Annotated in this window: 13 protein-coding genes; 2 read left to right on the top strand and 11 right to left on the bottom strand. The window is 71.8% G+C overall.

The window, feature by feature from the left end; all coding sequences use genetic code 11:
• Nucleotides 1-389: 389 nt before the first annotated feature.
• On the top strand, nt 390-5,021 hold the full coding sequence (locus tag ABZX11_RS30185) for a DUF6531 domain-containing protein (protein WP_354919197.1): 4,632 nt from the start codon (nt 390-392) through the stop codon (nt 5,019-5,021).
• Nucleotides 5,022-5,030: 9 nt separating this feature from the next.
• On the opposite strand, the gene ABZX11_RS30180 is transcribed toward ABZX11_RS30185, so the two are convergent.
• Entirely contained in the window at nt 5,031-5,480 is a 450-nt protein-coding gene (locus tag ABZX11_RS30180; protein ID WP_176172638.1) for a DUF1931 family protein, read from the bottom strand.
• A 191-nt stretch (nt 5,481-5,671) separates the two neighbouring features.
• On the opposite strand from ABZX11_RS30180, the gene ABZX11_RS30175 reads away from it, so the two are divergent.
• Nucleotides 5,672-6,280, top strand: a complete 609-nt coding sequence (locus ABZX11_RS30175) for a hypothetical protein (RefSeq protein ID WP_354919193.1) — start codon at nt 5,672-5,674, stop codon at nt 6,278-6,280.
• Between the two features lie 37 nt (nt 6,281-6,317).
• On the opposite strand, the gene ABZX11_RS30170 is transcribed toward ABZX11_RS30175, so the two are convergent.
• The 10 genes from ABZX11_RS30170 to ABZX11_RS30125 form a co-directional block, all read right to left on the bottom strand.
• Nucleotides 6,318-7,466 carry a 4-hydroxybenzoate 3-monooxygenase gene (locus ABZX11_RS30170; RefSeq protein WP_354919190.1) on the bottom strand — a complete coding sequence of 383 codons (1,149 nt, stop codon included), beginning with the start codon at nt 7,464-7,466 and terminating at the stop codon, nt 6,318-6,320.
• 77 nt (nt 7,467-7,543) lie between these two features.
• The gene (locus tag ABZX11_RS30165; protein WP_354919187.1) at nt 7,544-8,320 is read right to left on the bottom strand and encodes an AraC family transcriptional regulator; all 777 of its coding nucleotides are present in this window, start codon (nt 8,318-8,320) and stop codon (nt 7,544-7,546) included.
• Nucleotides 8,321-8,338: 18 nt separating this feature from the next.
• Entirely contained in the window at nt 8,339-10,438 is a 2,100-nt protein-coding gene (locus ABZX11_RS30160) for a xanthine dehydrogenase family protein molybdopterin-binding subunit (protein ID WP_354919184.1), read from the bottom strand.
• Nucleotides 10,435-11,430 (bottom strand): xanthine dehydrogenase family protein subunit M, encoded by a 996-nt coding sequence (locus tag ABZX11_RS30155; protein ID WP_354919181.1) that lies wholly within the window; start codon nt 11,428-11,430, stop codon nt 10,435-10,437. Before ABZX11_RS30155 ends, ABZX11_RS30160 begins: the two co-directional genes overlap by 4 nt.
• On the bottom strand, nt 11,427-11,966 hold the full coding sequence (locus ABZX11_RS30150) for a 2Fe-2S iron-sulfur cluster-binding protein (protein ID WP_354919178.1): 540 nt from the start codon (nt 11,964-11,966) through the stop codon (nt 11,427-11,429). The genes ABZX11_RS30155 and ABZX11_RS30150 overlap by 4 nt, the downstream gene beginning before the upstream one ends.
• A 190-nt stretch (nt 11,967-12,156) precedes the next feature.
• Entirely contained in the window at nt 12,157-14,889 is a 2,733-nt protein-coding gene (locus ABZX11_RS30145) for an AAA family ATPase (protein ID WP_354919175.1), read from the bottom strand.
• 113 nt (nt 14,890-15,002) lie between these two features.
• On the bottom strand, nt 15,003-17,018 hold the full coding sequence (locus ABZX11_RS30140; RefSeq protein WP_354919172.1) for an AraC family transcriptional regulator N-terminal domain-containing protein: 2,016 nt from the start codon (nt 17,016-17,018) through the stop codon (nt 15,003-15,005).
• A gap of 31 nt (nt 17,019-17,049) precedes the next feature.
• Nucleotides 17,050-17,625, bottom strand: coding sequence for a CGNR zinc finger domain-containing protein (locus ABZX11_RS30135; protein ID WP_354919169.1), 576 nt, complete (start codon nt 17,623-17,625; stop codon nt 17,050-17,052).
• 96 nt (nt 17,626-17,721) lie between these two features.
• Nucleotides 17,722-18,210, bottom strand: a complete 489-nt coding sequence (locus tag ABZX11_RS30130) for a hypothetical protein (RefSeq protein ID WP_354919166.1) — start codon at nt 18,208-18,210, stop codon at nt 17,722-17,724.
• Nucleotides 18,210-22,574 carry an RHS repeat-associated core domain-containing protein gene (locus ABZX11_RS30125; protein WP_354919163.1) on the bottom strand — a complete coding sequence of 1,455 codons (4,365 nt, stop codon included), beginning with the start codon at nt 22,572-22,574 and terminating at the stop codon, nt 18,210-18,212. The genes ABZX11_RS30130 and ABZX11_RS30125 overlap by 1 nt, the downstream gene beginning before the upstream one ends.
• Nucleotides 22,575-22,597: the final 23 nt, after the last annotated feature.

Raw genomic sequence — 22,597 nt, 5'->3', positions numbered from 1 at the left:
CACTCCGTACCCGCAGCGGGACGACGAACCCACCTTGGTGATCACCGCACGTCGAGCGCAGGCAGCTCCTTCGTCGAGGAACCGGCGTCGGCCGCACACGGTCCCTCCGTCGGCCGAGGCCGCTGCCGTGCACGCCGCCTCGAGTCCGGGACCCGCATCCGCCGGCCGTCGGAACAGCGCCGATGCGCTGGTGCGAACGGGCCCTTCCGCTGGGACTTCCGCGCAGTTCCGCCGTTGTTAACCCCCGGTTGGCGGGCAAGACTCGCTAAAGTCACCTCGGGGAGATCGACGCTACCCGGTCACAAGCCTCGTCGGCGGCGCCCGTGGTGCGCGCCGCCGTCACGGTGGGAGCCGGTGGTCATCGTGAACCGTGAAAAGGGACGGATGCCATGGCGAACCCGCTGGTAGCGGAGCGCAAAGACTCCACCACGGCCATCTCCGGGCTGCCGCTGCTGGAGTCCGCGAACGACCTCAAAGAGGGCATCGAGAAGGGCGACTGGGCCTCGATCGCGATGGGCGCCGTCGGGGTCGCGCTCGACACGCTCTCCATGGCACTGGACCCCTTCGGGGCGATCCTCGCCGCCGGGGTCGGGTGGCTGCTGGAGCACGTCGGCCCGCTGTCCGCCGCGCTCGACGCGCTGACCGGGGACGCCGACCAGATCAAGGCCCAGTCCGAGACGTGGGCGAACGTCGCCAAGGAGCTCGGGGCCGTCGGCCAGGACCTGACCGACATGGTCAAGGCCGACCTGCAGTCGTGGACCGGGAACGCCGCCGACCAGTACCGCAGCCGGGCCGCCGACACGGTCGACATCCTCACCGCCGCCCAGAAGGGCTGCGAAGGCGCCTCCAGCGGGGTCAAGACGGCCGGCGAGGTCGTCGCCGCCGTCCGGATGCTCGTCCGCGACATCATCGCCGAGCTGGTCGGCCACCTCATCAGCTGGGCGCTGCAGGTGGTGTTCACCCTCGGCATCGGCCTGACCTGGGTGGTGCCGCAGGTCGTCGCCGCGGTCGCCAAGACCGCGTCGAAGATCGCCGACCTCACCAAGAGGCTCGTCACGGCGCTGAAGGCGCTCGTCCCGCTGCTCAAGAAGGCCGGCACGCTGTTCGACGACGCCGCCAAGGCGCTGCGCAAGATCAAGCCCGGCAAGGCCGACGTCCCGAAGCCCACCAAGGACATCAAGCAGAAGAGCGGCCCCGACACCAAGAAGGACAAACCGCACGACGACGACAGCACCTCGACCTCGGGAGCGAAGGGCGACGGCACCGGCTCGTCCGGCGCGAAGGGCGACGGCACCAGCTCGTCCGGCGCGAAAGGCGACGGCCACAAGGGTCCCGACAACGGCCCGGACCGCAGCGCCCCCAAGAACGACGGCGACCAGACGACCGCCGGCAGTGCCGGAAGCGGGGGCAAGGCGGACAAGGGCGGCCGCAACGACACCGCGAAGAAGGACAAAGCCGACCGTTCCACGCCCGACAAGTCGAAGAACTACTGCGGCGACCCGATCGACGTCGCGACCGGCGAGGTCGTGATGACCCAGGTCGACCTCACCCTGCCCGGCGAGGCCGCGGACCTGGAGATCTCCCGCACGCACCTGTCGTCCTACCGGGCCGGCCGGTGGTTCGGTCCATCGTGGACGTCCACATGGGACCAGCGGCTGGAGTTCGACGCGCACCGGGTCCGGTTCTACGCCGAAGACGGCATGGTGCTGGACTACCCCGTCCCTGGCGAAGAGCCCGTGCTGCCGGCGCAGGGACCGCGGTACCGGCTCCGCCGCGTGCCGCAGGGTTACCTGCTCAAGGCCGGCGAGCGCGAGCTGCATTTCTCCGGCACCGGCGGTGTTCTGCCGGTCACGGCCATCGAACAGGGCGGCGAGCGCACCGAAATCGAGTACGCCCCCGACGGCGCACCCACGAGGCTCCGCCGGCCCGGCGGCGTCGAAATCCTGGTCAGCACCGCGCGGGGGCGGATCGTCGCGCTGGGGGCGCCGGGGCAGCCGCCGGTGGTGCGGTTCTCGTACAACCGGCACACCCAGCTGAGCGCGGTGACGGACTTCGCGGGCCGCTCGATGGCGCTCGACTACGACTTCGACCACCGGCTCGTCGGCTGGCAGGACCGGGTCGGCACCTGGTACCGGTACGTCTACGACACCGCGGGCCGCTGCGTCCGTGCGGTGGGCGCGAACGGCTACTACAACGCCGCCTTCGCCTACGAACCCGGCGCGACCCGGCACACCGACGCCCTCGGCCACACCTGGACCTACCGCCTCAACCCGGCCCACCAGCTGATCGAGCGCATCGACCCGCTCGGCGGTTCCCGGCGCTACGAATGGAACCGGCGGGACGAACTGCTGTCCCAAGTGGACGAACTGGGCCGCGAAACCCGCTACGAATACGACGACGACGGGCTGGTGGCCATCCACCGCCCCGGAGCGCCCGCCGTGCGGCTGACCCCGGCCGAAGACGGCGCGACGTGGCTGCTGGCCGGCGAAGGCGACGACGTGCTCGAGCGGCTGGTGTTCGGGTTCGACCCGGCCACCAGCCTGCTCGGCAACGGGCTGCCGGTGGACGTCCTGGAGCCGGCCGACCCGTTCGAGGACGCGCCCGCGACCGACCGGGCGGCCCGTCCCGGCGACCGCGACTCCTACGGCCGCCCGCGCCTGGCGCACACGGCGTCCGGCGGCGCCGCGCGGCTCGGCTGGACCGCCGACGGCCGCCGCGCCTGGCGGCTCGGCCCGCAGGGCGGCCGCGAGACGTGGGTACACGACGCGGAAGGCAACGTCGTCGAATACCGCGACGCGGCGGGGGCGCCGCGGCGCCGCAAGCACGGCCCGTTCGGCCTGGTCATGGAGGAGACCGACGCCGCGGGCGCGCGCACGCTGTTCACCTACGACGGCGAGCTGCGGCTCACCTCGGTGACCAACCCGGCCGGCCTCACCTGGCACTACGTCCGCGACGCGGCCGGACGGCTCGTCGAAGAGACCGACTTCGACGGGCGGCGGACCACCTACACCCACGACGCGGCAGGACAGCTGCGCCGCATGACCACCGGCGCGGACCAGGTGGTCGAGTACGACTACGACCTCGAGGGCAACGTCGTGGCGCGGCGGACCCCCGACGACGTCACGACCTACTCCTACGACCCGCTCGGCCGGCTGGTCGCCGCCGAGAACGCCGAGTCGCGCGTCGAGATCCGCCGCGACGGCGGTGACCGGGTCATCACCGACACGATCAACGGCCTCGGCGTGTGCTGGCGCGACGAGGGAGACGAGGGTGGCACAGTGATCCGCCGGACCTCGTCCGGTGTGGACAGTGAGTGGCGTTTCACGGAGTCCGGCCTGCCCAAGGCGCTGCGGATCGCCGGTCACGACGTCGAATTCGGCTACGACGACGCCGAGCGGGAAGTCGTCCGCAGCGTCGACGGCGAGGTGGTGCTCCGGCGGCGGTTCGACGAGGAGGACCGCCTCGCCGAGGAGGACGTCGCCGGCGTCGGGCGGCGCACCTACCGCTACCGCCCGGACGGCAGGCTCACCGGCGTCGACGACGAGATCCGGCCGTGGCGGTTCTCCTACGACCCGGCGGGCCGGGTCAGCGAGGCGCACGGGCCGGACGTCGTGGAGCGGTTCACCCGGGACGCCGCGGGCAACATCACCTCGGCGACGGCCCCGTCACCGCCGGGCCCGCGCGGCTACGAGCGCAACCGGCTCGCCCGCATCGGGGACATCCACTTCGACGGCGACGCCCACGGCCGCGTCACCGGCTGGCGCCACGGCGACCGCTCGTGCAGCTACACGTGGGACCACCTCGACCGGCTGCGTTCGGCGCGCACGCCCGACGGCGCGCTCTGGACCTACCACTACGACCCGCTCGGACGGCGGTTCGCCAAGCGGTGCTGGGTGAGCGGCCCGGACGGGCAGCCCGAGCTCGCGCTGGACGTGCGGTTCCTGTGGAGCGAGCTGAACCTCGTCGAGCAGGTGGAGCACCGCCCGGCGGACGGGTCCTACCGGTTCCTCACGTGGGAGCGCTTCGGCGACGATCGCCCCGTCGTGCAGGTCGAGCACACCGGCGTCGCCGAGGAGGCCCGGTTCCGGGTGGTGATCACCTCGCCCGCCGGCACGCCGACCGAGCTGCTCGACGAGCGGGGGACGCTGGTCTGGCAGGACCGCAGCAGCTTCTGGGGCGTGCCGGCGGCCGGCGCCGACACCGCGTCGATGCCGCTGGCGTTCCCGGGGCAGACCCGCGACGAGGAGACGGGGCTGCACTACAACGTCTTCCGCTACTACGACCCCCGGACCACGCGGTACCTCAGCCAGGACCCCCTCGGCCTCGCCGCGGCGCCCAACCCGGTCGGCTACGTCGACCAGCCGCTGCTCGAGAGCGACCCGCTGGGCCTCGCGCCGCAGCGGTGTTTCAAGGGCAAGGTGAAGGACCGCGCGAAGCGGTTGCGCGACCGGAACAAGAACAAGCAGGTGGCCCAGCCGGCGATCCGGAAGAGCCCGCGGAAGAAGCCCATCCGCGTCGACAACATGACCAAGGAAGAGTTCGAGAAGTTCAAGCCGGAACTCGACAAGATGCTGAAGGCCGACAAGCACTTCTTCTGGTCCGGCGGCCACATGGAGCGGGTGCCCGGGAAGAACAACCCGGACAAGTACCTCGGGTCGATGGAGGACAAGGCCACCGAGATCGCGAAGAAGCACGGCGGCAACACCCTGGAAGGCACCCTCAAGGACAACAAGGTCCAGATGCCGGGCTGGATCAAGGACCCCAACGACCCGAGGCGGCCGCTGGTCCAGGAGAAGTGGGACTACGTGTCCGACACGTTCGCCAAGAACGCCGAGGCAGGCAAGACGCACGTGGTCTTCCCCAGCTACCCCGGCAAGGGCCACGACGTCTACCCGTACCGGCGCCCGGACAACGTGTTCGACGAGACCGAGTACCCGCGCCTCAAGGCGGACGGCAAGGGCGACATCACGAAGTTCCACGACCGGACCGACTACGAGCGCCCGTACCGCGCACCCAAGTGAGCGGCCGGTTCAGAGGAGCAGGTCGAACACCCGGAAGACCTGCTCCCATTCGGCGGCCCCGGGGTTCTTCACCCGCGGGTCGATGACCTTGAAGGCCTCGGCGAGAGCAACGCTGAGCCCACCGGCAACGGCCGGCAGCCGCGCCTCGGCGTCTTCGGAGAGCGCGAGGCCGAGCGGGGGACGCGCCAGGAGCTGCTCGAGCAGCGGCACGACTTCCAGGTCCTCCTCCAGCTTGGCGAATTCGTGCATGCGTTCTTGAAGCCCCTTGGTGATCGGCAGGTCGCGCGGCTCGATGACGTCCCGCCGGTTGGCCTTGGCCGTGGCTTCGGCGGCGACGAAGAGGTCGTGGATCTTGCGGTCCAGGAACTCGTCGTACCGTTTCAGATCGCTCTTGTCGACGTCGAGGCTCGCGGCCATCCGGAAGAACCGTTCGAACCGGGCCGCACCCATGACCGGCATCAGGCCTCCTGTGCGTGATGGTCCATGGGCCCAGCATGGCTGCCGCGGCCGGATGGCGTCTCGGACTCCGAGGATGGATTTCACCGCCCCGATTCACCCTGCCAGGCCGGTACGGCGCCGGTGCGGTCCGGTGCATCGTCGAGACCGGCCGTCCCACTTCGTCCACAGCGGACGCCGTCACCGGGAGACCCATGACCGACCGAGAGCAGCTGCCGAAGCCGGGCTTCGCTCTGGACACGAAGCTGGTCAAGAGGTTCGTGGCCGGCGAGCTGGACGAGGCCGGCCAGGCGGAGCTGGCCGGCCAGGTGGCGATCATCGCCGTGTTCCACACGGAGCTGCCCACCGCGCTCGCCGCGCAGATGACCCGGATCGTGCGCCACCTCGGCGGCGAAGCCGAGCTGATGCGGTGGCTGGAGCGCTTCCCCGGCCGTCCGAAGATCGTGGCCAGGCTGTTCGCGCTGATCGACCTGCTGGAGAGCTACAGCGCCGAGCCCTCGGTGGTGACCGCGTTGTCCGAACTGCGCGAGGAGACCCGCTACCCGCCGGGACTGTCCGGCTTTCTGTCCCCGGACACCGACGACGAGACGCTGGCCGGGCTGGCCTGGCACATCGAACGGCTGGCCGCGGACGACCGCATGCCCGACGCGGTGCGGCTGGCCCGGAACGCGGCGGCGCTGGTGCAGCGGCTCGCCGCCAGGGCCAGGGAGCTGAACCCGGACCTGCCCGACTTGGCCGGATCGGCCGCCGAAGCGGGCAGGGCAGTCGAGGACGCGGCCCACGAGGCGGGCCTGCAGGGGTGACGGCCCGGGCCGCCGGGACCCGCGCTGACGAGCTGTGTCACTTCTCCAGCGGCTGGAGGAGGTTTTCCAGGTTCGCGCGCGCGACGTGCTTGAGGAACTCGCCGCGGTAGGTGGAATCACCGGAGTCGTGCATCGTGTCGGTCATCGAGACCGCGGCTGCCTGTCGTTCCCAGGTGTGGCTCAGGCAGGTGTCCGAATAGTTCTCCAGCAGGTTCCCATCGCCTTTCACGACCTGGTGAATGATCGCTTGCGCGAGTTTCCCGGCGTCGTGCAGTGCGAGACTCATCCCCTCCGCGCTCATCGGGGAAATCAGGTGCGCCGCGTCGCCGAGGAGGTGGAGCCGGCCGTAGTTCATCGGGCTGAACACCACCCCGCGCAGCGGCACGACCTGCTTGCTGACGATCGGGCCCTTCGGCGCCGGCTCGCCGAACCGCGTTGCGAGCTCGCTCCGGATGCGTTCGTCCGGCCAGTCCTCGACGGTGTCGGTGACCGGGCACTGCAGGTAGACACGGCTCGCGTTCGGGCCGCGGGTGATCTGCGCGGCGAAGCCGCGGGAATGCACCGCCAGCACGGCCGGTGGGTCGGCGGGCACCTCCGTCATGACGGTCAGCCAGGCGTAGCCGAACTCGTGGGTGTGGCAGGTGAGGACGCCGTCGGGAACGGCTTTCCGGCTGACGCCCTGGTGGCCGTCGCTCCCGGCGACGAAGTCGCAGCCGATCACCGTGGTCGAGCCGGCGGCGTCCCGGTAGCGCACCCGGGGGCGCCCGGTGCCGAGACCGTCCAGCGAGACGTCCTCGGCTTCGAAACGCAGGTCGCCGCCGTCACGCAGGAAGATCCTGATCAGGTTTCGGACCAGGACCTGCTGGGGGAGGAAGGCACCTTCGGCGTCCTCGTGATCGTCCATCTTCCATGCGCGCTTTTCGCCGTCGATGATCAGCGGCATCGGCTCGCCGGAGGAATCGTGACTGGCCGCTTCGACGGCCTCTCCCACTCCCCATTCGTGCAGGATGCGTACGCCACGGGCGTCGAGTGCGCCGGCGCGTTGCCGGTTCTCGACGTACCCGCGGCTGTGCTTTTCCAAGATGACGCACGGAATTCCGTTGCGCAGCAGGAAGGTGCCGAGCGCGAGCCCGGCGACCCCGCCGCCCACGATGACCGCGGTGGTGCTTTCTTCGGTTCGAATCATGATCACCACTGTGACCGCGCCGGCGATTGCGGTCCACCGATAACCCGACGTGCGATAACGGAAACCCGCCAACCTTCTTAATCGCCGCGGTCGCGCAGACCGGCCTGGTAGCGCCCGGGGGTCTGCCCGACGACGGCGGTGAACGCTTCGATGAACGTCGACGGGTTCGACCACCCGCAGGTGATCGCGGTGTCGGTGACGGAGTCGCCGTCGGTGAGCCGGATGAGGGCGTGGTGGATGCGCAGGATGGTGCGCCAGCGGTGGAAGCTCATGCCGAGATCGGTGTGGAACAGGCGGCTGAGGGTGCGCTCGCTCGTCCCGGCGGCCCGGCCCAGTTCGGCCAGCGTCGTGTTCCGCCCGGGATCGGCGTGCAGCAGATCGGTCGCGGCGCGCAGCCGATCATCGCGCGGCTCGGGCAGGTGGAAGGACTGCTCGGGAAGCTCGCCGAGTTCGTCGAGCACCACGGCACGCAGCCGCCGGGCGGCATCGGCGGATCTCGTCCGGTCGCCGGTCAGCGCCAGAATGCCCTCTCGCAACAGCGGTGACACCGCGAACACGCAGGGGTGCTCGGCGAGCTGGCCGCACTCGTCGACGGGGACGGCGACGATGCGCGCATCGGTCCGGCCGTAGAAGCGGTGCGAGTGCTCGAACCCCGGCGGCGTCCAGGTAACCCGATCGGCGGGCGCGATCCAGGTCCCGTAGGCAGTCGTGGTGGTGAACGCCCCGGCTGCCGCGTACACCAGCTGCCCGTCGAGGTGGGAGTGGCTTCGGAGGTGATAGCCGTGCGGAAGCCAGCCCGCGCCTTCCGGCGTCACCTCGCCCGACGGCTTGGGAGATGGGCGGGTTTCCTGCATCGGAGGTCAGCTTACGGCTCACACCGCACGAAGTTCGCCCGCGACGGCAGTGCTCTTCTCCAGCACGCGGTCGAGGCGGATCGGGAGGATCCGCTGGCGGGTGCCGGTGGCGTGCCACACGGCGTTGGCGATCGCCGCCGCGGTGCCTGCGGTACCGATTTCGCCGAGGCCGTTGAACCCCGACGGGTCCTGGGGCTCGTAGTCCGGCACGAAATCCGCCTCGATGCCGGGGACGTCGGCGTGCGCGGCGATGTGGTAGCCCGCCCAGTCGCCGTTCGCCAGCCGGCCGGTGCGGGGGTCTCGCACGCTCTCCTCGTGCAGGGCCATGGACAGCCCCATGATCATCCCGCCGACCACCTGGCTGCGGGCCAGCAGCGGGTTGATCACCCGGCCGACGGCGAACATGCCCAGCAGCCTGCGGACCCGGACCTCGCCGGTGGCCGGGTCGACGCTGACCTCCGCGAAAACCGCGCTGTAGGTCTGGCGTTCGCGCTCCGGCTGGTAGTCGATCAGCGTGGTGGTGTCCACCGTCGCGGTCGTCGGCCGGACGGGATCGTCCCGCAGTTTCTCGGCGGCCTCGGTGATCGCGAACGACCAGGACGTCGTCCCGCGGGAACCACCCGCGCCCCACGCCATGCCGAGATCGCTGTCGCCGATCCGGAGGCGGATCCGTTCGGTGCCGACACCCAGGGCGTCGGCGGCGACCGCGGTCAGCGCGGTCCGGGCGCCGGTGCCGATGTCGCTCGCCCCGATCGACACCGTGAACGTCCCGTCCGTCTCCGCCGTGATCGAGGCCTTCGACGGGAACACCCCGGCGCTGAACGACGTGGCGGCCATGCCGCTGCCGATCAGCAGCGGGCCTTCGCGCCGGGAGCGGGGACGCCGGTCCCGGGCCGCCCAGCCGAACCGGCGCGCGCCCTCCCGCATGCAGGACACCAGGCGGCGGGTGCTGAAGGGCTTTCCCGAGGCGGGCGTGACCGTGGGCTGGTTGCGCAGGCGCAGGTCCAGCGGGTCCAGGCCCAGCCGCTCGGCGACCTCGTCGATCGCCGACTCCAGGGCGAACGAGCCGGGCGTCGCGCCGGGCCCGCGCATCGAGGCGGGCGGCAGGACGTCGAGCGGCACGGCGGTGAGCCGGGTGCGGATGGCCGGCGCCGCGTACAGGACCTTGGCCTGCTCGGTGCACGCCTCGATGTACTCCGAAAGCGGTGAGAGGGCGTAGGCCGCCCGGTGGTGGATGGCCCGCAGGCGGCCGTCGGCGTCCGCGCCGACGGTCAGCACCTGGTCCGTCCGCGGCCGCGACGAGGTCGTCTCGAACACCTGCGCCCGGGTCATGGCGATCCGCACCGGGCGGCCGAACCGACGGCTGGCCATCGAGGCGAGCACCACCTGCGGGCCGCAGGCGCCCTTGCCGCCGAAACCCCCGCCCACGTGCTCGGAACGCACGTGCACCCGCTCCCGGTCGATGGACCACAACGCGGCGAGGACCTCGGACACGCTGAACGCGCCCTGGTTGGCGTCCACGGCGTACAGGTGATCGGAGTCCCACCACACGGTCGCGGCGTGCGGCTCCATCGCGCAGTGGCTCTCCTCCGGAGTGCGGTAGCGCTCCTCGAGCACGACCGCGGACGCCGCCAGCTCCGCCTCCAGGTCGCCGAGGTCCGCCTCCGGGCCGAAGGCGGTCGACGCCGGCCGCGCGGCCGGGTGCTCCAGGCGGAAGTCGAGGTCGTGCGGCTGGCCCTCACAGGTGACCCGCACCGCCGCCGCGGCCGCTCTGGCCTGCTCGGGCGTTTCCGCCACCACCAGCGCGAGCGGCCGGCCCGCGTAGGGGATCACGTCGTCCTGCAGGAGCTGCAGGCTGCCGTCCGGGCCGAAGTAGTTGCCGGCCTGGGGGTTGAGCCGGGGTGCGTTGCGGTGGTCGAGTACTCCCAGCACACCCGGCATACCGAGCGCGGTCGACGTGTCGATGTCGCGGATCCGGCCTCGGGAGAGGGTGGCGGTCACCAGCCAGCCGTGGGCCAGGTCCGGCACCGGGATGTCCGCGGCGTAGTGGGCGGCGCCGGTGACCTTGAGCCTGCCCTCGATCCGGGGGCGTGGGGTGCCGACGGCATCCGCGTTCATCGATCCATCTCCGTTCCGGCGAGCTCACCGAGCACGGCCTCGATCAGGTTCCGCGCCAAAATCACCTTGTACCCGTTGTCGGGCAACGGATTCGCCTCGCTCAGCGCCTCCTCGGCGCAGGCCAGGAGCCGGTCGGCGGTGGGGCGGGTGCCGCGGAGCAGGGCCTCGGCGGAGCCGGCCCGCCAGGGACGTGACGCCACGCCGCCCAGCGCTATGCGCACGTCGCGCACCACGCCGTCGCGGATGTCGAGCGCCGCGGCGACGGAGACCGTGGCGAAGGCGTACGACGCGCGCTCGCGGACCTTCCGGTAACGCGACCGCAGTCCCGCCGCCGACCCCGGCAGGACGACGGCGGTGATCAGCGCGCCTGCCGGCAACGCGGTTTCGCGGTCCGGCCGGTCACCGACCGGCAGGTAGAACCGGGACAACGGGACCTCGCCGGGGCCGTCGAGCGTCTCGTAGCACACGACCGCGTCCAGCGCGGCGAGCGCCACCGCCATGTCCGAGGGGTGGGTCGCCACGCAGTGCTCGGAGTGGCCCAGTACCGCGTGGTTGTGGTGCACGCCTTCGATCGCGGCACAGCCACTGCCGGGCGTCCGCTTGTTGCACGGCCGGGAGAGGTCGGCGAAGTAGCCGCACCGGGTCCGCTGCAGGAGGTTGCCGCCCACCGTCGCCATGTTCCGCAGCTGGCCGGACGCCCCCGCGAGGACGGCCTGGCTCACCGCCGGGAACCGGCGGCGCACCTCCGGGTGCGCGGCCAGGTCGCTGTTCGTCGTGGTCGCACCGATGACCAGCCCGCCGTCCGGTGTTCCGCTGACGCCGTCGAGCGGCAGCCGCCGCACGTCCACCAGCCGGGTCGGCTCCTCGACTCCGCACTTCATCAGGTCGACGATGTTCGTGCCCCCGCCCAGGTACCGGGCGCCGGCGTCTTCGGCGACGGCCGTGAGCGCGTCGCGGATCTGCGCCGCGCGCTGGTAGGCGAACTCCCTCACTTCGCACCTCCCTCGCGTGCCGCGGTCTCGAGCACCGCGCGCACGATCGGCGGGTACGCCCCGCAGCGGCACAGGTTCCCGCTCATCCGCTCGCGCACCTCGGCCTCGTCCAGTTCCGGCGCCCGGTCCGGTGCGTCTGCGGCGGTGACAGCGCTGGGCCAGCCCGCCGCGTGTTCGGTGAGCATCCCGACCGCCGAGCAGAGCTGCCCGGGCGTGCAGAAGCCGCACTGGAAGCCGTCCAGGCGCACGAAGGCTTCTTGGATCGGCCGCAGTTCGCCCTCGGTGGCCAGTCCTTCGACGGTCGTGACGGCGGTCGTGTCGGCGGCGACCGCGAGGGTGAGGCAGGAGACCACCCGGCGGCCGTCGCACAGCACCGTGCAGGCGCCGCACTGCCCCTGGTCGCACCCCTTTTTGGGGCCGGTGAGGCCGAGGTCCTCCCGCAACGCGTCGAGCAGCGTCCGGCGGTTGTCCACCGACAGCCGGTGGGTCGTCTCGTTGACTCGCAGCGCTATCTCGCTGCGGGTGTGCTCGGTCATGGCTCCACTGTCGGTGCCGGCCTGCCGATCCACATCAGTCATCCGACTCCGGGAATCCGGCGCCGTCACCCCACAACGCGGTTAGGTCGTTTGACAGATGCTGCGGCGGCCAGCCGTGTCCCACCATCGAAGGCGTGACGCCACGAGGACGGGAACACGGACGACGGACCGGCCGCTCGCGGATTCCCGGTCAGACCGCAGGCGGCGACAGAGCATCCCGGAGGCCGGCGCGAGACGTGACACCCAGCTTGGGGAAGATCCGATAGAGGTGGGCCCCGACCGTCCGGTGCGAAAGGTACAGGCGCTCGGCGATCTGCTTGTTGGTCAGGCCGCTCGCCGCCAGCTGCGCGATCTGGGCCTCCTGCGCCGTCAGCGCGGTCGGCTCACCCCGCTGCTCGGTGGCCGGGCGGTAGCCGGCGGCACGCAGCTCCCCGGCCACCCGGGAGAGCCACGGTCCGGCCGCCATGGCGGCGAATCCGCCGTGGGCGGCGAGGAGGTGCTGCTGCGCCTGCGCTGCCGACCGGGTCCGGCGCAGTTTCTCGCCGAGCGCCAGCCGCACCCGCGATCGGTCGAACAGCCACCGCTCGGCGCCGGCCAGTGCGCCTTCCAGGCGGAGCACCTGCTCGTCGTCGTCGAGGACAAGGGCCTCGGCGCCGGCCTGGAGCAAGGCCGTCCGGGACGACAACGCCCCCACGTCCGCGTCCCGCATCGCGCGGACGTGTGCCGTCGCTTCGGTCGTGCGGCCGATCCGCACGGCCGCTTCGACCAGGTCGAACATGACCCACGTGCAGTGTGGGACGTGGGAGGCGAGCACACCGGGCGGGCTCATGGCGGCGGCGTGGCCGAAAGCGGCGTCGTGGTCACCCTGCCCCGCGGCGGCGAGGACCCGCGGGTGGTGCGCGAACAGCACGGCGGCCGCCACGCCGCGGGGGAGCGCCCAGTGCGTGATCTCGTCGGCGAGCGTGTACGCCTCGTCGAACCGCCCGCGGCCGGCGGCGAGGATCGCCCGGCTGTAGCGGAAGTACCAGGCGAAGAACGGGTAGCCGCCGGTGTCGCAGATCCGCTGTCCCTCGTCGGCGAGTTCTTCGGCCTCGTCCCACCGCCCCACCAGGTAGTCGTCGAGGCACAGGTGCATCAGGGCCCCGAGGTGCCGTCGGGGCGCGCCGCCGTCGCGTCCGTGCCGGACCAGCCGCCAGGACGCCTCGCGGCAGTCGCCGAGGCGGTCGAGGTACACCGCGGCGGTCCCGGCCCGCACGACGCGGGCGGGGTCGACGTCGTCGGTCAGCGTCCGCAGGACCGCGTCGACCCGGGGCAGAGCGGCTTTCCCGGTGCGTACCGGATCGGCGAAGCTGTCGGCGGCCAGCGCGAGCAGGTCCGGCGGCTGCGGCCGGAGCCGCCGCAGGACCGAGAAGAACGGTTTCCAGTGCTCCGGCGTGCTGCCGTACCAGCACAGCAGCAGGAGGGTGTGCATGGCCTCGACGAGCGCGGGGTCGTCGGCCCGGTAGCCGTGGTCGCCGGTCTCGATGGCACCGGTCAGCAGCCGGTGCGCGGTGTTCACGTCGCCGTCCCCGTTGATCATGAGGAAGGCGGCCGCGCCGGCCGCGTGCAGGGAGCCCGCGGAGTCCGGAGCCGCCCGGCGGGCGTCGGTCAGCAGGATTTCGGCGTCGTCGACGGTGCCGTTGACCTCCGCGCCGATGTACGCGGCCTCGGCGAGCCGCCGTCCCCGGCCGGTGCTCGTGGTGCTCAGCTCGGCGGCGCGGACCAAGGCCGCGATCGCTGCGAAGCCGTCCCCGCGGAGCAGCACGCGCCGCGCCGCATCGTCGAGGAGTTCCGCGACTGCCTCGTCGGGGCCGAGTGCGGCCGCCGCGAGGTGCCACGCGCGGCGTTCCCGGTCCACGGCACCGGCGAGGGCGAGGTGCGCGGTGCGGCGCTCCTCGTGGGTGGACATCGCCACGATCGCCGACCGGATCAGGGGATGCCGGAACGCGATCCGGGCCGTCGCGTCGTCCACGCGCACCAGCTGGGCACGTTCGGCGGGAGCCAGGTCCTCCAGGCTGGGCCGGTCGGGGAGCGCGGCGCGGAGTACCCGGACGTCGCCGGCGCCTTCGAAGGTGGCGAGCAGCAGCACCTGCCGGGTGGCGTCGGGCAGTGCGGTGAGGCGTGCCGCGAAGATCGCCTGCAGGCGATCGCTGAGGGGAACGACTTCGGCGTCCGGCACCGTGCGCCGCGCGGAACCCAGCAACGCGGCGGGCAGCTCCAGCAACGCGAGGGGATTGCCCTGGGCGAGGTCGAGCAGCCGCCGCCGCACCCGGGCCGGCATCTGCGGGTGAAGGGTTTCGACCAGCCGCCCGGCCGCCTCGTCGTCGAGCGGTTCGACGACGTGTTCGGACAGCAGGCCGGGAAAGCTCGTCGAGCCCGTTCTGGCCGACAGCAGCAGCCCGGCCCGGCGGCCCTCGAGCCTCCTGGACAGGAAGCCGAGGACGACGGCGCTCGCCCGGTCGATCCACTGCACGTCGTCGACGACCAGGACGACCGGCCGGTCGGCCGCGAGCTCCGTGACGAGCAGCAGCGCGGCGTTGCAGACCAGGAGAACATCCGGGGGCGCACCGGCTCCGAAACCGAGCGCCACCGACAGTGCCTCGCGCGGGCCGGATGGGAGCCGGTCCAGAGCCGCGTGCGCGGGAAGCAGCAACTGGTTGAGACAGGAGTAGCCGACGTCGGCTTCGAACTCCGAACCGGACGCCCGCAGCGCGTGCATCCCTTGGGAGAGCGCGAGTTCCGCCGCGGCGGTCATGAGGGCGGACTTGCCGACACCCGGTTCGCCGCGAATCAGCCGGACGCAGCCGCCTTGCCGCACCCGGTCCAGGAACCCGGAAATCCCGGCGAGCTCATCGTGACGCCCGAACAGTTCGACACCGGTCACCCACTACCTCACGTGCCCCTCGTTGCTTGCCGGCCAGGCTATAGCGAGTCGCCGGCGCCGGAGCCGGTCGACGGGACAAGCGGCAGGAACGGGCAAGAAGTCGCGAGTTCTGGTCAACTGCCGCCTGTCCGGACGTTCACGCCCAGGCGGACGGCGTCCCGGCGCGGCGGGTCACCGAACTGCCTGCGGTACTCGCGGCTGAACTGCGCGGGGCTTTCGTAGCCGACCTGACGGCTGATCCCGGCGATGTCGCCGGGATCGGCGGCGAGCAGCAGCCGGGCTTGCTGCAGGCGGATCTGCTTCTGGTACTGGATGGGGCTCATCGAGGTGACGGCCTGGAAGTTGCGGTGGAACGCGGAGACGCTCATGCCCGCCCGCTGCGCCACCTCCTCGACGCGGAAGGGCAGCGCGTAGTTGTCGCGGATCCACTGCACGGCCCTGGAGATGTGGCTGAGACTGCTGTCGGGCAGCCCGAACTGGCGCAGAACGGCGCTCTGTTCACCGGTGAGCAGCCGCCAGATGATCTCCCGCTTGATCAGGGGCGCGAGCACCGCGATGTCGCGCGGCCGGTCGAGCAGCCGCAGCAGCCGGACGACGGCATCGAGCAGTTCGGGCGAGGCGGTGCTGACGGCCAGGCCGGCCGGCGCGCCGGGCTCGAGTTCCGGCAGGTCACCCGCATCGGCGGCCAGCAGCACCTCGGCGACCGCGGCCGGCCGCAGGTCGAGGCCGAACCCGAGCGCGGGTTCCCCCGGGTCGGCGCGCAGGAACTGCGCGGTCACCGGCAGATCGACCGAGGCGACGAGGTACTCGCCGGCGCGGTACTCGTAGAGGCGATCGCCGAGCGCGAACCGCTTGGCGCCCTGGGCGACGAGGGCCAGCACCTGGCCGTAGGTGGTCGGAATCGGCGGACTGGGCCGATCGGCGCGGAAGATGCGCACGGCATCGATGTCCGTGCTCAGATCGGGGCGGGCGTGCCGGGCCAGCAAGTCACGCAACTCGTCGAGCGACATGGGCGCCATTGAAGCACCGCACCGCCCGGAGCCGCACGAACGCGAGGGGACGGCAGTGTGGTCCACATCGGACAACGTCGATCCGGGGCGCGGCCTGCCGGCCGGGGAGCAACGCCGGCCGGTCGCTGCTACATCGCCAGGAGCACGCGGCCGAACGGACCGTTCTCGGCGAGGTGGCGTTGTGCCTGGGCGGCCTGCTCGAGCGGGAACACGCGGTCGACCCAGTGGCATGATCTCCTTGCTGGCGACCAGGTCGAGCAGGCGCGTGTTCGCGGCATTGATCTGTTCCGGGGTGAACAGGGCGAACCGGAAGCCGTGGATGTGGGTGTTCTTCCAGATGAGGTCGGTGACGTCGATTTCGGTGCGGGTGCTCGCCGCGTAGCCGATGCTGACCAGCGTGCCGTCCACGGCGAGCGCGCCCAGTGCCGCTCCGGTCACCGCGCCGCCGACGCCGTCGAGGACCACGTCGACGCCCCGGCCGCCGGTCAGCCGGTTCACGCCGTCGCGGAGGGACTCGGTGGACAGGTCGATCACCTCGAACCCGAGCGCGCGGCCGCGTTCGGCCTTGGCGGTGCTGGTGGCGGTGGTGATCGCCGCGCTCGCACCGAGGACCCGGGCGACGTCGACGCCGCCCTGGCCGACTCCGCCGCCGACGCCCGGCGCGAGGACGGACTGCCCGTGGCGGAACCCGGCGAGTTCGGTGAGCGCCAGGTAGGCGGTGAGGTGCCCGGTCGCGGCGGTGAGCGCGGCCGCGGCGGTGTCGTCGACGCCGTCCGGTACGGGCAGGACGTGGCGCGGGTCGGTGGCGATGTACTCGGCCCAGGAGCCGTCGGCGCCCACGCCGTACCGGCCGCCGCTGAGGATGACGCGGGCGCCGGCCGGCAGCCCGCTTGCGCCGGGCTCGGTGAGGACGCCGACGCCGAACCCGCCGGGCCGGATCGGCAGCGGCTTGACGGCCGCCGCGGGGAGCTTGCCGCTGCGGACGGTGTCGTCCAGGGGGTTCACGCCCGCGTAGGTGAGCCGCACGAGGGCCTGGCCGTCGGCAGGCACCGGGAGGGGGACCTCGACGGCCCGGAGGACGTCGTAACCGCCGAATTCGTCGTACTGGATCGCTCGCATGGTGGTGTCCTCCGAAATAGGTGTTCCTTGGTCAGTTGTTTCCGGAACGCTGCCGCTCGCGGTAGGCGCGCAAGTTCGCCGGGTTGCCGCAGACGCGCACGTCGTGCCAGGTGCCGCTGTTGTTGCGCGAGCGGTCGAAGAACGCGGCTTCGCACCGGGGGTTGCGGCACGTCTTGAGGCGGCGCCACGTGTCGGCGGACTGCGCCTCCGCGATGGCGATCAGCGCGAGCGAAGCCAGCGCCCGCCAGCCGGAGCCACGCGGTTCCGGCCGAACCCGGCCGTCCGGGCCGAGGTGGAGCACCACTCCCGCCTGGTGTTCGGGTGCGCGGGCACCCGAACCGGCGACGTGGGCTTGGAGATCGACGCGAAGGTCGCGAAGCGGGTCGAGGTCGCCTTCACCGACAACGACGGCGGGGACGTCCTGGCCGGTTCCCTCGGTCCAGGCCGCGAGCGCTCCGTCGGCCCACCCCTGCGCCGACGTCGCATCGGCGAGCAGATCCGGCTGCCGCGGGCGGCCGGCTGACCGGGTGTTGAGGAGGTCTTGGACGAACCCCAGCCCGCCTGGGGCGGGGGAGAGGCCGTAACGTGCCGTCGCGAGCCAGGTCATGAAATAAGCATGACCAGTTAGCCTATTTCAAGCATGGTTCTGTGGGGCAGGTCACGGTCAGGTGCGTCCGCTCGCGCCGGTGCGCCCTCCGCGCTGCTACTCGGCAAACGGCGAGGAGAACCCGGCCTCGACGAACAATCCCGCCTCTTCGAGCGGCGCGAGTGCGGCCCCGACATCGACCGGCGTCCCCAGGTACAGGTAGTAGTCGTAGCCGACGTGGACGTAGGCCCGGTCGCCGTCCTCCAGGCGGCACCAGAACCCGGCCTCGCGCAGCAGGGCCCGGCAGATCTCCACCGCCTCGGGCACCGTGACCGGCTGCCCCTCCTCGAGCGAGGCGGGCGCGTCACCGTGGTCCTCGAGCCCGCACACCCGCAGCCGCTCGATGCCCGCCGCCTCGAGGCCGGTGCGCACGGCCTCCAGGTACAGCCCCTCGACCCGCTCGTACTCCTCGCGGGTCAGCTCCACCCCGTCGAACGTCTTCCCGATGTCCGAGATCGACGTCCACTCGTCTCGCGTGTACGCCCCACCCGGCCCGCCGTAGAACCGCGGGTCGTACTTCGTGATCTTGTACCGGAACGCGGCCATCAGTCTCCCACCCGGTACAGCTGCCAGGGTTCCCGGCTGCCACCCGGCCGCCCCAGCCCCCAGGTGCCGGACCGCGTCTTCTTCGAGCCCAGCGATCTGACGTCGTCCGCCACCTTCCACAGCCCGCCGTTGTGCCCGTCGATGTCGTAGGTGTAGAACCGCTTCCCGTCGGTGAACACCGGCTGGCCCTTCATCTTCGCCTTGACTTCCTGGAGTCCGCAGAACTTCGCCATGTCCCGCTGTTGCGGCGCGGTGAGCCGGCCAGCCTCGGTCGACCTGTCGGCCCGGCTCGCATTCTCCCAGCACGACTTCCCCTGCAGGCCGAGCGGGTCCAGCCAGGTGATCGGGTTCGGGACGTAGCCGTGCGGGTTCACCCCGCCGGGCAGCCCGAGCGGGTCGGGCGAAACGAACCGCGCCGCCCGCGGGTCGTAGTACCGCTGGACGTTGTAGTGCAGGCCGGTTTCGCGGTCGTGGTACTGGCCGGGCAGCCGCAGCGGCATGTCGACGCCGTCCGGCGATTCCGTCACTTGCCTGCCCCAGATGTTCGTCCGGGACACCCACGCCAGCTCGCCCGTGGAGCCGACCAGCTCGGTCGGCGTGCCCACCAGGTCGGTCACGATGGAGTAGAACCGGTCGTCGACCCAGCCCTGGTCGTCCGCGCGGATCCGTTCCCGCTGCGCGAGCGGCTGCTCACCCTCGACGTCCCACTCCCACGTGGTCGTCCCGCCCGCGGTCTCTTGTTCGACGAGGTTCCCACCGTCCCAGCCGAAGATGGTCCGCTCGGCGACCTCGTCGCTGCCGGCCGCGAGCCGTTCCTTCGCCGTGCGGCGGCCCAGCGCGTCGTACCGGTAGCGCCAGCGCGTGCCGTCGGGCGTGACCACACCCACCAAGCGGTCTTCGGCGTTCCAGGAGAACTGCCAGTTTTCGTCCTTTCTGGACAGCAGCTTGCGCCGCACTCCCACCAGGCGCCCCTGCGCGTCGTGCCGGTACACGAGGTTTCCGGCTCGCTCGACGATCGTCCCGCGGTAGGCGCGCTCTCCCTGGGCCGCGGTGTCACCGGCCGGCCAGGCCGCCGCGACCACGTTCCCCGTCCGGTCGTAGGCGTACGTTTCCGACCACGACGGCCCGGCGACCGCCTTCACCCTGCTCACCGCGTCGAGCTCGAATCCGCGAGCTCCGCGCAGCTGGTCGGTGCCGGCCAGCACGGCCCCGTCCGCCCGGTACCGGTACGAACGCCGCTGCAGCACGTTCGCCCGCGCGGCTCCCTTCGACACCACCGAAACGGTCTGCCCGATGACGCGGTGGTTGACGTCCCAGGCGAAGGACACGACGACGCCGGAATCGAGGACGCGCTCGGTCTGCCGCCCTGCCACGTCGTACCCGAAGGACAACGTGCGCTCGCCGGCACGCAGCTCGACCTGCCGTCCGGCGGCGTCGTAGCGCGCCACGCTTTCCGCGCCGCTGGCCGTGCGCCGCAGCACGCGGCGCCCCATGAGGTCGAACACCGACTCGACCGCGCGGCCGTTCACCGCCTCGCGGGTGATCCGGCCCAGTGCGTCGCGTTCCAAGACGAGATCGCCGTCCCCGTTGACCGCCCGGACGAGCCTGCCGGCCGCGTCGAAGGCGAACGAGGCCTCGGTGCCGTCATCGGCGAGACGGCGGACGACGTTCCCGAGCACGTCGCGCTCGAAGCGGGTCGTCTGCCCCACGGCGTTCACCCGCGCCACCAGCCTGCCGGCCGCGTCGTAGCGGTACTCCGTGCGGCGGCCGTTGAAATCGGTTTCGGCCGCGAGGTTGCCCGCGGCGTCGTACTCGAACAGCCAGCTGTGGCCACCCGGGTTGCGCACCGCGACGAGCTGCAGGTTCGCGTCGTAGGTGAACTCGGTGCGGGCGCCGTCGGGTTCGGTCTGGGCGGCGAGCAGGTCGAGGTGCGTGTGCTCCTTGACGGTCACGCCACCGGCGGCGTCCACATAACGCGTTTCGTTGCCTTCCCCGTCGTACAGCCACCGCTGGGTAGCGCCGTCGGGCTGGCGCAGCCAGGCCTGCTTGCCCTCGACTGTCCAGCCCAGTCCGGTGACGCCGCCCGCCGGATCCGCGATCGACACGACTCTGCCGAACGCGTCACGGGTGTACCTCGTGGTGGCGCCGACCGGGTCGGTGATCGCGACCGGCAGTCCCGACGGCCCGTTCTCGATGCGGTGCACGCCACCCAGGGCGTCGACGACCCGGATCGGACCGCCGGCGGCGTCGTGTTCGTACCGGGTTTCGGCACCCGCGGGGTCGATCTGGACCACCAGGTTGCCCCGCTCGTCGTAGGCCTGCCGCCAAACCGCGCCGTCCGGATCCGTCACGACCACGGGGAGCCCGCGCTCGTCGTACTCGGCGAACTCACCCTTCCCGTCCGGGCGGACGATCGCCACGAGGTGGCCCGCGGCGTCGTATTCCCGGCGTGTCGTCCGGCCCAGGGGGTCCGTTTCGGCGAGGAGGCGGTCGAAGCGGTCCCATTCCCGCGTTGTGGCGTTGCCCAGCGGGTCGATCTCGCGGACCACCTGGTTCAGCTCGTTGCAGACGTAGGTCGTCGTGTGGCCGAGCGCGTCGGTGAACCGGGTCTCACGAGCGGTACGGTCGTAGCTGAACGTGCCGTTGAGGAAACCGCCGGCGCCGACGTTGGCGACGCAGCGGCCTTGGGCGTCGTAGAGGTAGCTGTACCACTGGCCGTTGCGGTCGGCCCACCGCGTGATGCGGCCGTCGGGGTCGTAGGAGAAGGTGATCGGCCGCCCCGAAGAGTTGACGACCTCGGCCAGCGTGCCCGCGTCGTCGTAGTGGTAGCGCACCAGGGTGATCGGTTCGGCGACGGCGAGCCGCAGCTCGATCACCCGGCCCCCGGCGCGCCGGACGTCCACCCGGTAACCGGCCGGATGCGTCACGGCCTCCAGGCCGCCGTCCGCGTCGCGGAGGAAGGACAGCCGCGTGCCGTTGTGGTCGCTGATCCCGCCGATCGGCGCTTCCGCGCCGCCCGCCGGGAAGTGGAGGACCCGGCGGCGATCGGGCTGCCTGACCTCGAACCCGTCCTGGACGCGCGCCAGCGGCCACCGCGGCCCGAGCCGCGGCAGCACGGCTGAACCGTCGTCCGCGGGGTGCGGGTAGGTCAGCAGCATCCCGTCCTCGGCCACGAACACCACACCGGTGGCGTCGAACTCCAGCCGCTGGTCCACAGTGGACGCCCAGGACCGCCCGAACGACCGGCCCGCCCGGTACGAGGAGACGTGGGTGCGGGTCAGCACCAGCGGCAGCTGCGCGTGCAGCTCGACGTCGGTCTGCGCCAGCACGACCTCGCCGGACACGACGTCGACCGGGTCGTTGCAGGTCGTCCGCCCGTCTTCCGGGGTCTTGCTAGCGGCCTCGTCGTTCGGGCGGCTCGGCGCGTGGTCGTCCGCCCCGGACGGTTTCGTCCCGGCGTCCGGCGTATGCGACGGCGTGGTGCCGTCCGGGGTTTCGTGCATGCCGGCCGGGGTGGTGTGGTCCTTCGGCGCGTGGACGTCGTCCGCGGCGTGTCCGGCCTTGCGGGCGGCGGAGGGGGTGGTGTGCTCACCCGGCTTGCCGAGGCGTTTGGCGAGCTTGGACAGCTTCTCGATGATCTCGCCGAGCTTGTCGACGATCTTGCGGACCTTCGGCCCCACGTTGGAGATCGTTTTGATCAGCTTGCGGATCAGCGTCGAGACCTTGTTGATCGTGTTCGTGATCGCCGTCGTGGCCTGGACGGCGACGGCGGGGGTGGCGAACCCGAGGGTGCACGCCTCCTCCAGCGCCCACGAAATCAGCTTCCCCACCAGCGTGGCGATCAAGTCGCGCACGGTCTCCCGCACCGCCGCCACGACCTGGCCCATGATCATCACGCCGGTGGAGATCCCGTCGCACAACGACGCGGCGCCCGCGAGCGCGTCCGTCTGCTCCGCGACCTCACCCCGGTAGGCGTCCGCCCCCGCGCCTTCCCATCCGGCGGTCCCGTTCTTCGCCTCGTTCGCCAGATCACCCGTGATCGCGTTCACCTCTTCGGCCACGTTCGCCCAGGTGTCCGAAAAGGACTGGATCACCGGCGGGTTGCCCGCCAGCCAGTCCAGGCAGTCCTTGAGCGGCTTGACGTGCTCGATCAACCACGAAACGCCGTACTGCGCCAACGTCCCGATGGGATCGGTGACCAGCGCCAGTGCCTCGAGGCCGACACCGAGCCCGCCCAGCCCAGCTTCGACCCACGAACCGTCCTTGACGCCGTTCGCCAGGTCGTTCGCCGACTCCAGGACACCGATCCCGGTCACCCCGGTCGTCTGCGAGCGCGCCTGCGCCACCAGCGGGTTGCCTGCCACGTCGTTCCCCCTCACCCCGGGGC

Origin of the sequence: Amycolatopsis sp. NPDC004169 (genome assembly GCF_040610315.1) — a bacterium.
GTDB lineage: Bacteria > Actinomycetota > Actinomycetes > Mycobacteriales > Pseudonocardiaceae > Amycolatopsis.
The sequence above is the reverse complement of the archived record's forward strand: the minus strand, read 5'-3'. Positions and strand labels throughout refer to the sequence as shown.